7 protein-coding genes are annotated in these 12,715 nt (G+C 77.3%); 1 reads left to right on the top strand and 6 read right to left on the bottom strand.

Features of this window, described 5'->3' with window-relative positions:
* Nucleotides 1-66: 66 nt before the first annotated feature.
* From AB0D01_RS09650 to AB0D01_RS09670, 5 genes are all read right to left on the bottom strand, one after another.
* Nucleotides 67-279, bottom strand: a complete 213-nt coding sequence (locus tag AB0D01_RS09650; protein ID WP_363054549.1) for a ferredoxin — start codon at nt 277-279, stop codon at nt 67-69.
* Nucleotides 276-1,370 (bottom strand): cytochrome P450, encoded by a 1,095-nt coding sequence (locus tag AB0D01_RS09655; RefSeq protein ID WP_363054550.1) that lies wholly within the window; start codon nt 1,368-1,370, stop codon nt 276-278. The genes AB0D01_RS09650 and AB0D01_RS09655 overlap by 4 nt, the downstream gene beginning before the upstream one ends.
* A gap of 379 nt (nt 1,371-1,749) precedes the next feature.
* On the bottom strand, nt 1,750-4,542 hold the full coding sequence (locus AB0D01_RS09660; protein WP_363054551.1) for a LuxR family transcriptional regulator: 2,793 nt from the start codon (nt 4,540-4,542) through the stop codon (nt 1,750-1,752).
* Nucleotides 4,539-7,754, bottom strand: a complete 3,216-nt coding sequence (locus tag AB0D01_RS09665) for an AAA family ATPase (RefSeq protein WP_363054552.1) — start codon at nt 7,752-7,754, stop codon at nt 4,539-4,541. The genes AB0D01_RS09660 and AB0D01_RS09665 overlap by 4 nt, the downstream gene beginning before the upstream one ends.
* Nucleotides 7,755-7,840: 86 nt before the next feature.
* On the bottom strand, nt 7,841-10,717 hold the full coding sequence (locus AB0D01_RS09670) for an AAA family ATPase (RefSeq protein WP_363054553.1): 2,877 nt from the start codon (nt 10,715-10,717) through the stop codon (nt 7,841-7,843).
* 370 nt (nt 10,718-11,087) lie between these two features.
* Here AB0D01_RS09670 and AB0D01_RS09675 point away from each other — a divergent pair, with 370 nt between their 5' ends.
* The gene (locus AB0D01_RS09675) at nt 11,088-11,894 is read left to right on the top strand and encodes a 4'-phosphopantetheinyl transferase superfamily protein (RefSeq protein ID WP_363054554.1); all 807 of its coding nucleotides are present in this window, start codon (nt 11,088-11,090) and stop codon (nt 11,892-11,894) included.
* Between the two features lie 113 nt (nt 11,895-12,007).
* Here the strand turns inward: AB0D01_RS09675 and AB0D01_RS09680 are convergent, their stop codons facing one another.
* On the bottom strand, nt 12,008-12,607 hold the full coding sequence (locus AB0D01_RS09680; RefSeq protein ID WP_363054555.1) for a TIGR03086 family metal-binding protein: 600 nt from the start codon (nt 12,605-12,607) through the stop codon (nt 12,008-12,010).
* Nucleotides 12,608-12,715 lie beyond the last annotated feature (108 nt).

Genomic DNA, 12,715 nt, shown 5'->3' on the forward strand with positions numbered 1-12,715 from the left:
CTTTCGAGGGAGGGCGAGCGGTGGTGCGGGGGGTGGAGGGCCCCGGATGGGGAGGCGGGTGGGGCCTCAGGGGGTGGTGTGGAGGGTGATGGCCGCGCAGGGGCACTGGTCGGCGGCCTCGCGCACGGCGGCGTGCAGGGCCGCGGGCGGGCGGGGGTCGAGGAGCACGACGACGCCCTCGTCGCTCTGGTCGAAGACCTCGGGGGCGACCAGGGCGCACATGCCGGCGCCGCAGCAGCGTCGTGGGTCGACCTCCACCCGGGGCGGGCCGGCGCTCACCAGGCGACGGGCAGCGCGTACACGCCGTAGACCTGCATGTCGTGGCGCAGGCGGATCTCCTCGGCGGGGCACGCGAGGCGCAGGCGGGGGAAGCGTTCGAGCATCGCGGTGAATCCGACGCGCAGTTCGATGCGGGCGAGTTGCTGGCCGAGGCACTGGTGGATGCCGTGGCCGAAGCCGAGGTGACCGGCGGCTCGGCGGGTCACGTCGAAGGACTCCGGGTCGGGGAAGCGCTCGGGGTCGCGGTTGGCCGCGGCGAGGGAGACCATCACGACCTCGCCCTCCTTGACGAGGACGCCGTCGATCTCGACGTCCTCCAGGGCGGCCCGGGTGGGACCGTGGTGGACGATGCTGAGGTAGCGCAGCGTCTCCTCGACGGCGCCCTCGACGAGGGAGGGGTCGGCGCGCAGCGCGGCGAGCTGGTCGGGGTGTTCGAGCAGGGCGAAGGTGCCGAGGGCGAGCTGGTTGGCGGTGGTCTCGTGGCCGGCGACCAGCAGCAGGAAGGCGATCGAGGTGAGTTCCTCGTCGGTGAGGTCGGGGTCGGCGGCGATCAGCCCGCTGAGGATGTCGTCGGCGGGTTCGGTGCGCTTGAGTCGGACCAGGCCGCCGAGGTAGGCGGCCAGGGCCATGAAGGCCGCGGTGACGTCCTCGGTGGATTCGCCGAAGCTGCTCCAGACGTGGGTGTGGTGCTGGAAGGTGTCGCGGTCGGCGTAGGGCACGCCGAGGAGTTCGCAGATGACCAGGGACGGGATGGGCAGGGCGAAGTGCTCGAAGAGGTCGGCCGGGGAGCCGAGCCGTTCCATCTCGTCGAGGCGTTCCGCGGTGATCTTCTCGATCCAGTCGGTGAGCTGTCGCATGCGTCGGACGGTGAACTGCCCGACGAGGAGCTTGCGGTAGCGGTGGTGTTCGGGGTCGTCGTGCTGGATGAACATGCCGGGCGGTGCGGCGGGGGCCTCGTCGAGGGTCGCGGCGCGGGGCACGGGCGGGTGCTTGAGTTCGCCGCGGGCGCTGAACCGGGGGTCGGCGAGGACGGTGCGGGCGGCGGAATATCCGGTGACGAGCCATCCGAGGTGGCCGTCCGCGAATTCCATGCGGGATATCGGTTCGGTGCGGCGCAGTGATCGCGTCGCCGGCGGCGGGTTGAAGTATCCCTCTCGGACAGTGGAAAAGGTGACCGGTGCGCCCTGGCTCATTTCCGCCCTTCCATGGCTGGCCTCGTTCGACTGGATTTCTTCGGAGGGTCGTCTCGTGGCGGGATGGACACGCCGTCGACGCTTTCCGAGCACGGTGTTCTTCTTCGAACACCGATTTCCGCGCTGTTCGATCACCGTCGAAAATGACGGTATGGAGGCGCGGTGAAGGGTGTCAACGAAATCAATCCGGGGCGGGCTAACCCTGTGGGCGTCGGGCCGGAGGTACGGTTACCGGGGGTACCGGGAGGGCTTCGGTTCGGTTCGGTCGCCCCCGGCCCTACGGGTGGGTGGCGGGGTCGGCGTCGGCCAGCAGCGCGGCCATCGGGGCGAGTTCCGCGCGTCCGTCGATGCGCAGCTTGCGGTAGGCGTGGGTGAGGTGCTTCTCGACGGCCCTCGAACTGACCTGGAGCCGTTCGGCGATGGCCTTGTTGGGGGTGCCGGCCGCCGCGAGGCCGGCGACGCGGCGTTCGGTGCGGGTGAGCGTCGCGACCGCGTCGGCGCCCCGGTGGCCGGCGATGGTGCCCAGGGCCCGGGTGGCGCGTTCGGCGATCCAGGGCGCGCCGCAGGCGAGGCCCTCCTCGCGGGCCCCGGTCAGGCGGTGTTCGGCCTCGGCCTCGCGTCCGGCGGCCAGGAGCCGTCTGCCGAGGAGCAGTGCGGTGCGGGCCCGTTCCAGGGCGTTGGCGGTCCGTTCGAGCGTGGCGGCGGATTCGCGCAGCAGGGCCAGGCCCGGTTCCCCCTCGGTGAGGGCTCCCCTGCCGCGTTGGGCCCGGCCGATGGCCACCGGGCCGCCCCAGTGGACGGCGCGCGCGTACTCCTCGTCCATGAGGTCGTGGGCCCGGTCGGCGCTGCCCATGCGGTGGTGGAGCACGGACGCCGAGGAGCGCCAGGGGCTGATGGCCGGGTTGCGTCGGCCGGTGCCCTCGGCGGTGCGGCCCCAGTCGAGGAAGCAGGCCAGGGCGGTCGGCAGGTCGTCGCGCAGGACGGCGGCGGCGGCCCGGACCAGGGGGCGCAGGGAGGGGCGTTGTCCCTGGCCGGTGTGCTCCCGGCAGCCGGCCAGCAGCCGTTCGCACAGGGTGGCGTCCCGGGCCTCCAGGGCGGCCACCACGACGGGGGCCAGGGTCTGGAGCGCCGCCCAGTCGGTGACGCCCCGGTCGAGCGCCTCCCCGGCGTGGGCGCGCGCACGGGCGAGGTCGCCCCGGGCCAGGGCGAGGCGGGTCAGTTCGACGGCGATGAGGGCGCGCGGTACGTCGACGTTCTCCCGGCGGGCCCGGTCGTACGCGGTGTGCAGCCAGGGGTCGATCGTGTCGAGGGAGCCGGCGGCGGCCAGGACGTCGGTGAGCAGCGGGAGGGCGGTGTGGACGTGGTCGGGGGTGGCGGGCTCGTGTTGGAGGACGCGCTCGGCGAGCGGTACGGCCTCGGCGGCGGTGATCTGTTGGGTGGTGACGGCGTCGTGCAGCAGTACGGTGACCAGTTCGCGTTCGGCCGCGGTGTCCAGGCGGGGGGCGGGCCCCAGGGCGCGCAGTCGGTCCCCGCTCGTGGTGGGCGTCGTGGGGCCGGTCACCGCCGCGTGGCGCAGTCGGGCCTCCAGGCGCAGGGCGTGCCCGCGCGTGGCGGCGTCGGGGGGCGTGGCCGCGAGGAGTTCGGCGGCCGTGCGGACGACGGCTTCGACGGTGGAGGGCGGGCAGCCTTCGAGCAGGAAGGGAGGGATCCGGCCGGCCGCGCGGGCGCGGCGGTCGGTGTCGGGCAGCAGGAGCAGTGCCTCGGCGAAGTGGCGGAGGGCGGCTCTGGGGGCGAAGTCGCGTTCGATCCCGGCGAGTTCGCAGAGCAGTTCGGCGCGCTCGGGTCCGTCGGGGCGGCCGGCGAGGAGGGCGCGGCGCAGGTAACGGGCGGCGTCGTCCGGGGCCGCGCGCCGCAGGGCGGCGTGTGCGGCGGCCCGCAGGACGTCGAGGGCCCAGGCCTGCTCGCAGGGGGCGGCGGCGAGGAGTTGGGCGGCGGCCCGTTCCGCCGGGTGGCCCTCGTGGTGCAGCAGGAGGGCCGCGTGGAGTCGGGTCTCCTGCGCTTCGGCCGGGCTCATCGCCTCCTCGATCGCCTCGCGCACCACCGGGTGGACGAAGCGGGGTCGGGTGTCCTCGGCGAGCAGGCCGAGTCGGCGCAGTACGCGGGCGGATTCGCCGCGTCCGGTGTCGTCGAGTCCGGCGAGGCGGCCGGCGAGTTCCTCGTCGGCGCCCTCGCCGAGGACGGCGAGGGCGGTGGCGAAGGCCCACACCGTGGGGCGGGCGCTGCGCAGGGCCGCGGCGAGGCGTTCGCGCAGTCCGTCCGGCCGGAGCGCGCCGAGGGCCCGCAGGGCGTCGGGGGTCGGTGCGGCGGGTCCGGGGTCGGCGGCGGCGAGGGCGTCGAGGGTGGCGGTGAGCAGCAGCGGATGGCCGCCGGTGGAGGCGTGGCAGGCGTGTGCGAGGGCCTGGTCGACGGGTCGGCCGAGGTGGGCGGCGGCGAGTTCGGCGGTGGCGTCGGCGGGCAGCGGGCCCAGGCGCAGGAGGTGCGCGGCGCGGGCGGTGAGGTGCTGGAGGTGGGGTTCGTCCTCGCCGGGGTCTCCTTCGCGCAGGGCGGCGACCAGGGTGACGCGCAGCCGGGGCAGCCGTGCGGCGAGCCGGCCGAGCCGGTGCAGGGAGGGGAGGTCGGCCCATTGGAGGTCGTCCACGAGCAGGAGCAGCGGTTTGCGCCGGCCGTGTTCGGCGACCAGGGCGAACAGCGCGGCGTCGTGTTCGGCTCCCGCTCCCGGGTCCGCGCGGTCGTCGGGCGGGGCGAGGTCGGTGCCGGGCAACAGGGGGGTGAGGAGTTGGTCGAGCACCCCGAGGGGGAAGGCGCGTTCGTGGACCGACCCGGCGGCGGTGACGACGCGGATGCCGCGGCGTTCGGCGAGCGCCGGCAGGGCCCGTAGCAGGGCGGTCTTGCCCATGCCGATGCCGCCGGTGACCACGATCACGGATCCGCCGCCGGCCGGCCGGGCGATGGCGTCGAGCGCGGCGGTGATCAGGGCGAGTTCCTTGCGCCGGTGGAGCAGTGGCCTCATCGGGTTTCCTCCCTCGTCGTGCGCTCCAGGGCTTCGGCCAACCGGGGTCGTCCTCGGATGCCGAGCTTCCGGTAGGCCTTCGTCAGGTGCAGTTCCACGGTGCGGGGGGTGACGGCCAGTTCCTCGGCGATGGCCCGGTTGGACATGCCGCCGGCGGCGAGCGCGGCGACGCGCGACTCGGCGACGGTCAGCGGCCCGCCCCCGGCCGGGGTGCCGGCCGCGCGGACGCCTGCGCCGGCCGGGGCCGCGGCTCCGGCGGCCCGGGGCGGGGGCCCGGCCGGCGGTGCGGAGGACGGCGCGGGTGGGAGCTCCGTACGGGACGCGGTCGGGGATTGCGTACGGGGCACGGGCGGCGGCGCGGGCGGGGCCTGCGTACGGGACGTGGTCGATATCGGGCGCCGGGGGGCGGGGATCGGCGCGGGCCGGGGGGTGCGGACGGGTGCGGTCGCCCGGGGCGGGGTCGCCGCCGGCTCGGGCGCCTGCGGTCGTGCGGGCCCGACGGCCGGGGGCCGCGGTGCCCCGCCGGGCCTGTCCGCGCCGGGCCGGTCCACGCCGGGCCGGTCCGTGCCGAGCAGGCGGTCGACCGTGAGGTGGCCGGAGAACGGGGCCGTGCCGAGGGCGACCAGTGCCTGCCGGTAGCGCCAGCCGACCGGCGGTGGTGGTGTCGTTCCCCGGGGGGTCTCCCCCAGTGCCGCGGCCAGGGCGGCGGGCGAGCCCCACAGCAGGGCCCGCCTGCGCTCCTCGGCCAGCAGCCGCACCGCCAGCGGGTCCTGGGGGTCCCGGGTGCGCGCTGCGTACGAACGCCAGGGCAGCACGGCGGGGTTGGGCGCCTGCCGGGCCAACAGCTGCCGGCCGCACTCCAGCAGGTCGGCCAGGGCCGCGTCGCGCTGTCCGCGGGCGAGCCGGACCCGGCCGCGGGCGTAGAGCAGGTACGCCCAGGGCAGCCCGCCCTCGGCGCCAGGCGGCAGCCAGGTCGCCAGGGTCCGTTCGGCGGCGTCCGGGTCGCCGCGCCGCAGGTGCAGCAGCGCCCGCAGTGCGAGGGGGCCGGGAGCCATCAGGGGGTGGTGGCGGCGCCTGGGCATGATCTCCTCACACCGGTCGAGGGCGTCCGAGGCGGCGGCGTCGCGCCCGTCGCGCAGTTCGGCGACGCAGGTGACGAGCAGGACGAGACCGGCGACCGGGGCGGCGTCACGGTGTGCGGTGCGCACGAGGATCGCGTCGAGGGCGAGACGGGCCTGCGCGAGGTCCCCGCACAGGACGAGCGCGTACGCGGCCGCCGCCAGGACGGTGCCGGGGACGGGTTCGCGCGCCTCGGGGGCCAGGGCCGTCCGGGCGAGCCGTCGGGCCCCGTCGAGGTCGAGGCCGCGTTGGGCGGTGCGCCAGGCGGCCACGGCGGCCTCGGCGGCCCGCTCCGGGCCGGGGCGGGCGAGGTCGGGCGGGGCCGGGGCGCCGTCCTCCGGGTCGGGGCGGGCGTACTCGGTGATCCGGTACAGGGCCCGCAGGCCGGAGTGTTCGGCGCTGCCCGGCCGCGCCTCGGCGACGGCCCGGGCGATCAGGGGCCGGGGGGTGACGATGTCGCCGCGGGCCACCAGCAGTTCCGCGGCGCGCAGCCGGGCCCCGGACAGCGCCTCGTCGACGGGACCGGGGCCGGAGCCGGGACCAGAGCCAGGGCCGGAGCCGGAGCCGGAGCCAGGACCGAGACCAAGGCCGGAGCCAGGGCCGGGACCAGGGCCGGCACCCGGTGCCGGGACGTGCAGGGCCCGGTGCAGGTGGCGGCTCGCGGCCTCGGGCTCGGTGGGCAGGACGGCCGCGGCGAGTTCGGTCAGCAGCCGTACGCGCAGGGCCGGCGCCACCGGTTCGCGCAGGGCCCGCTCCAGGAGCCGGGCGGCCCGGGCGGTGCGGCCGTCGGCCCGGCACGCGGCGGCCTCGCGGCGCAGGCACTCCACGGCCCAGCCGGCGCCGGTCCTGCGGGCGAGCAGCAGCATCCGGGCCACGGCGCGGTCGGGCAGGGCGGCGCGGTGGGCCCATTCCGCGGCGCGGGCGTGGAGTTCCTCCCGCCGGGCGGTGTCGAGGTCGGCGAGGACGGCGCGGGCGGCGGCCTCGTCCCGGAAGGCGGGGCGCGGTCCGGGGGCCGGCAGGCCCGTGCCGGACAGCAGGGTCAGGGCGCGGGCGGTGCCGAGGGTGCGGTGGGCGGTCAGGGCGTCGATGAGGCCGGGGGTGGCCTCGGGCCCCGCGACGGCGATGGCCCCCAGGACGTCGCGCAGTTCGGCGGGGAGCAGGGCGAGCGTGCGGACGGTGCGTTCCCTGACCGCCTCCGCCGAGCTCTCGGCCAGGTGGTCGAGGTGGTCGGCGTCGTGGCTCCAGCCGTTGCGGACGAACCGTTCGACGACCGAACGGAGCAGGGCGGGGTTGCCCGCCAGGTGGTGGTGGGCGGCGGCGCGGAAGGCCGCGTCGGCGGGGGCGCGCCCGTCGGCGGCGAGGACGGCGGCGACGGCCTCGTCCGACAGCGGGGCCAGTTCCAGCCGGTGGTGGGCGACGGCGCGGGCGTCGGCGAGCGGGCAGGGTTCGATCCGGTCGTCGGGGGCCTGCGGTACCGCGCTGTTGTGGGAGGTGAGCAGCATGAGGGGCGTTCCGGCCAGGCGTCGGGCCAGCGCCTGGAGGCGGCGCAGGGACTGCGGGTCGGCCCATTGCGCGTCGTCGACGACGAGCAGCAGGGGCCGGTCGCGGGCGGCGGCCAGGAAGGAGGCGCCCCGGTCCTCGGCGCGACGGCCCGTCGCCCCGCCCGGGTGGCCGGGGTCGACGGCCGCGCCCGGGCCGGCGGGGGTGGTCGGCGGGGCGTGGCCGGCGGCCGGGCCGGTCACGGTGGGGCGGGGTCGGGCGAGGGGTGCGGCGGGCTGCCGGGCCTGGAGTTGGGCGTGGAGTTGGTCGGTCACGCCGTGGGGCAGGTGGGTCTCCTCGGGCGACGCCTGGGCGGCGGCGACCCGGATCCCCGCTTCCCCGGCCAGGGCCGTCGCGTGGTGCAGCAGGGCGCTGCGTCCGATGCCGGGCGGGCCGTGCACCTCGACGAGCGCGGCCCGGCCCAGGCGTACCTCGCCCAGCAGGCCGCGCAGCAGCCGGTGTTCGGCTTCCCGTCCGGGCGGCGCCGCCGTCGGGTCGCCGGGGGCGTCCGGCCGGTGCCGGCGGGTCGGGGACGCCGATGTGGTGCGTGCCATGGCTGTCCGTCCTCCTGGATCTCGTGGATCGATCGGGCTCCCCGGCGGTCCGCCGGGGCCGCGCCGGCCGCGCGTCCGCGCGGCGTTCAGGACGCCGTCAGCCCGTCCGCGGGTCGGGGCGCGGCGGTGGGCCCGACGGGGCGGGCGCGGGCGTCGAGGCCGTGGTGCAGGTCGGCGCGGCCCCGGACGCCGAGCTTGCGGTAGACGTTGGTCAGGTGCATCTCCACCGTGCGGGGGGTGATGAACAACGTCTCGGCGATCTTCTTGTTGCTGTGGCCGCGCCCGGCCAGCGTGGCGATGCGGCGTTCGCTGTGGGTCAGGGAGTCCAGCGGGCCGGCGGCGAGCTGGGGCATCCGTCCGCCGGCGGTGAGCAGCGCCTCGCGGGCGAGGGCGGTGAGGACGTGGTAGCCGCAGCGGGTGGCGAGTTCGATGGCCTGGCGCAGGTGGCCGCGCGCGGCCCGGGCGTCGCCGAGTTCGAGCAGTTCGCGGCCCAACTGGTAGGCGGCCTTGGCTCGTTCGAGGCGGGCGGGTGAGTCGGCGAGCGTCTCGACGGCCTCGGCGAGCAGGGTCGTGCGGGCGCGCCCCTCGGCGACGGAGGCCGCCGCGACCGAGGCGAGGCCGAGGGCGCGCGCGGTTCCCCAGCGGCGGGCCCGGTCCTGGGCCTCCTCGACGGCCTCGACGGCCTCGTGGGCCCGGCCCAGGCGGGCGAGGGTGGTGGCGGTGGGCAGCCACCAGGGGGCCAGCACGGGGTTGGCGATGCCGGCCTCCCGCTGGCTGCGGCCACAGTGCCGCCACAGTGCGAGCGCGCCTTCGAGGTCGCCCAGTTCCCGCAGGATCCGGCCCTTGGTGTACAGGTAGTGGTGCCATTCCCAGACGCCGCGTTCCAGGTGGGGCGCGGTGCGGGCGAGGGTGTCGAGCACGGCGCCGGCGCGCCGGGCCTCGCCTTGGGACAGGAGTGCGGAGCCGAGCGCGATGTGGGCCAGCGGCGGGACGCCCGCGGGGGCGGTCGCCCCGACGGCCGCCAGCGCGTCGCGTGCGGCGCCGGGCACGTCGCCGATGCCGTGCAGGATGAGGGAGCGGCCGGCGAGGGCGGCGTGCCGCGGCCACAGGGGCGGGTGGGGCCGCGTCGGGGACAGCGCCTGGTCCAGTGCGGCGAGGGCCTCGTCGACGTGGTCGGCGAGCGCGAGGACGGCGGAGGCGCAGAACACCCCCCATCCGGCGGTGCCCGGCTCGTCGGCGCGCAGGGACTGCCGGGCGAGGTCGGCGGCCCGGTCGGCCGCTCCGCCGTCCAGGGCCGCGACGGCGCCGAGGGCCGCGAGGACGCGGCGGTCGGCGGGGCCGTGGCCGCCAGGTACGGCCATGCCGGCGGCGCGGGCCCGGGCGGCGGGCAGGGCGTCCCGGTCGTTCACGGCGGTGGCCAGCAGGGCGGATTCGACGGTGGCGCGGACCTCGCGGTCCGCCGGGTCGGGGGCGTCGCCCGTCGCGGGGGGCAGGTCGTCCAGGAGGCGTTCCAGTAATCGCAGGGCTTCGCGGGCCCGGCGGGTGCCGAGGGCCATCATGGCGTACCGCACGGCGACGGGGGCCCGCTCGCGCGGTTCGGGGGTGAGGGCGAGTGCCCGGCGCAGGTGCCACAGGGCGGGGGCCGGGGCGACGGCGGTGCGGGCGGCCGCTTCGGCCAACTCGACGTGCAGGCTCTTGCGTTCGGTGTCGGTGAGTTCGCGGCCCGCGTCGCGCAGGCCTCGGCCCGCGGCCCGGAGGGTGGCCCGGGTGGGGGCCTCGGCGGCGGCGTCGCGCAGGACCGCGAACATCCAGGGTTCGTCGATCCGGTCCAGCGGGGCGAGTTGCTCGGCGACCTCGGCCGCGGGTCGTCCGGCGTCGTTGAGGACCCGGGCGGCCCGTATCCGCAGGTCGCGCAGTTCGGTCTCGGCGACGCCGGTGAGGACGGCCGTACGGATCTCCTCGCGCATCCGCGGCGGTCCGTCGGCCGGTACGGCCCCGATCCGGCGCAGCCGGGCCAGGGCGGACTCCACGCGTCGGGCGTCCGTACCGCAGAGCGCGGCGAGCGGGTCGACGGTGGTGCGGCCGAGCACCGCGAGGGCGGTGGCCACCCGTCGTACGGATCGGGGTCCGACGGCGAGGAAGCCGGGGACCAGGGGGGTGAGCGCGGTCTGGTGGAGGGTGCCCAGTCGGTGCAGGCCGTCCGCGTCCGGCGGGACGTCGGCGGCGCGCAGGACGGTGAGCAGGCGGTCGAGCAGCAGCGGGTTGCCGCCGGTGAGTTCGGCGCAGCGGCGGGTGAAGGACGCGTCCGCGGGTCTGCCGAGCGTCCGGGTGATCAGGCGTCGGGTGCCGGCCTCGTCGAGCGGGCCCAGGCGCAGCAGGGCGCAGCGGTCCTGGGCGAGGAGCCCGTCGAGTACGGGCGTCCCGGGGCCGGGGGCGTCGGTGCGGTGGGCGAGGAGGAGCAGCAGGGGGTGGCCGGTGGCCCGGCGCAGGATGAAGTCGAGGCAGCGCAGGGAGGCTTCGTCGCACCACTGGGCGTCGTCGACGAGGAGGGCGGTGGGACCGGCCGCCAGGAGGTCCAGGGCGTGTCGTTGGAGCCGCCGCCAGTCGTGGTGGACGTCGTACGGTGCGGGGGCGGTGCCGGTGCCGGGATGTTCGGGGCGGGGGCGTTCGGGGCAAGGCGGGGCGGGTGGCGGTGTGAGGAGGGCGTCGACGGCGCGGGCGCCGGCGCCCTGCGGCCGGCCGGTGACGTGCCGTACGGCGAACGCGTCCGCCGCGAGCCGCTCCCCCGCCGCGGCGAGGAGGCGGGTCCGGCCGATTCCGGCGGGTCCGGCCAGCAGGACGGCCCGGGCGGCTCCCGCGCGGACTTCGGCGGCATGGCGCAGCAGCGCGGCGAATTCGGCGGTGCGGCCGTCCGGGACCGGGGTCCGGGGCGGTTCCTGAACCGTTCCGGGGGTGAACGCCACCGCGGTTGCCTCCTCTTGCGCGAGAGGGCTTCCGGTTCCGGCTCTCCGCATCGCCGGCCGTCGGAATGTCCCTGCCTGACCAGGATCGTAGGGGATGGGATTTACCGACTCAGGGGGGATCCGGCCGATTTGAGACACAATCGGCGGTGGTGTGGCCGAAGTCCGGCGGGCTTCCGGAGGCCGTCGGCGTGCGATCGCGCCGCGTTTCGGACTTTCCCTTTCCTCCCCTTGTCCCGGTCCGGGGGAAACAAAGGGAACGGCTCCGTGAGCGGGTTTCGTCGCGGCCGATATCCGGCCATTGATCGGCCCCCGTTGGGCTGGGTTATCGTGCCCGGGCAGTGGTCCGCCGCCGACCGAACGGAGTGTCCCCGTGCAGTCCTCCTTGGAGCGCGCCTTCCCGCCGCCGGGCTGGACGCCCGCCCCCTGGCCCAGGACGCGGCCCGGCCCCGCGGAGGGCGCGGTGGACCTGTGGCTGTTGCGGGTGCCGGACGCCGGGGCCGCATCGGTGACCTTGGACCGGACCCCGCTGGACGCGGAGGAACGCGCCCGCGCCGCCGGGTTCGCGCGCCCCGTCGACGGGTACCGCTACGCGGCCGCGCACCTGGCCCTGCGCCGGGTGCTGAGCGCCTACCGGGGGGTGGGTCCGGGCGAGTTGGGCTTCGTGCGGGAGCCCTGCCCCGGCTGCGGCGCGCCCCACGGCCGGCCGGCCCTGGCCGGCGCCACAGGGCCGCACTTCTCGCTCTCGCACACCGGCGGCATGGTCCTGATCGCGGTGGCGGGGCGGCCGGTCGGCGCCGACGTGGAGGGGCTGCCGGCCCCGGACCGGGTCGCCGGCGTGGTCGAGGCGCTCCACCCCGCGGAACGCGCCGCCGTCGGGGCCGCGCCGCCGGCCCTGCGCCCCGCGGTCTTCGCCCGTCTCTGGGCGCGCAAGGAGGCCTACCTCAAGGGCCTCGGCACCGGCCTGGGTCGCGGGCCGGACCTCGACTACCTGGGCGACCCCGGCCCCGGCGCACCGCCGCGCCCCTCCGGTTGGACGGTCCGCGACGTAACCGCCGGCCCCGGGCACGCGGCGGCCCTGGCCCTGGCACACCCCCCGGGCGCCCCCGACCTCACGGTCGGCACGTTCTTCCTCGGCACCCTGGACGACACGACGGCCCGAACCCTGTCGGACCGCTAGGCCACCTCTCTCGGATCGGGTCGGAGCGGGTGGATCGGGTGGAGCGGGTCGGGTCGGGTCGGCTCGGCTCGGGGTCGATTCGGTCGGACCCGACACGATCCGGAAGGCACGGCTCAGGCCGGCGGTGTCCAGTCGGGGTCGCGGCCGCTCAGGCCGATCGCCCGGGCGAGCAGTGGGGCGGTGTCCGGTACGGGGAGGGCGGGGCCGAAGAGGCCGTCCGTGCCGTCGGCGGACTCGGCGGCGGCCTCCGCGAGGAAGGCGTGCGCGGCGCGGAGCGCGGCCTGGTCGGGTGCGTACTCCTGGCCGGTGGCGCGGGCCAGGTCCCACCCGTGGACCACCAGTTCGTCGACGGCCACGGCGCCCGCGATCCCGCCGGGCAGGTCCACGCCGCCCGCGCGGGTCATGCCGGTCCAGGCGGCCGGGTCCCGCCAGGCTTCGGCCAGCTCGCCGAGGACCCGGGGCAGCCGCGTGCGCCAGTCCGGGGGCAGGGCGGGGGTGGCCGCGCCCGGGTCCGTGTCCGTCGTGGGGCCCAGGTCCTTGCGGGCGGCGTCGCGGAAGGCGACCGCGAGCCCGGTGAGGTGGCCCAGCAGGTCCGCGACCGAGTAGTCGGGGCAGGGCGTCCGACCGTCGAGCCGGGAGTCGGGGACGCCCTCCGCGAGAAAGGCCACGATCCGGGCCTGTGGTGCGAGGTCGAGCACTGTCGTTTCGGTCATCCGCCGCTGCTCCGCCGCTCTCCCGGACGATGGGGCTGCAGCGTAGGACGCCGGCGCAGGCGGGCCGCGGCGCGACGCGGCCCGGCGCGGGAAGTTCCCCCGGACGGA

Source organism: Streptomyces sp. NPDC048606, from assembly GCF_040650855.1.
Classification (GTDB): Bacteria; Actinomycetota; Actinomycetes; order Streptomycetales; family Streptomycetaceae; genus Streptomyces.

Bases quoted from the DNA above. Each gene is read 5' to 3' on its own strand.
- AB0D01_RS09655 (WP_363054550.1), bottom strand. From the start codon at position 1,370: ATGGAATTCGCGGACGGCCACCTCGGATGGCTCGTCACCGGATATTCC.
- AB0D01_RS09660 (WP_363054551.1), bottom strand. From the start codon at position 4,542: ATGAGGCCACTGCTCCACCGGCGCAAGGAACTCGCCCTGATCACCGCC.
- AB0D01_RS09665 (WP_363054552.1), bottom strand. From the start codon at position 7,754: ATGGCACGCACCACATCGGCGTCCCCGACCCGCCGGCACCGGCCGGAC.
- AB0D01_RS09680 (WP_363054555.1), bottom strand. From the start codon at position 12,607: ATGACCGAAACGACAGTGCTCGACCTCGCACCACAGGCCCGGATCGTG.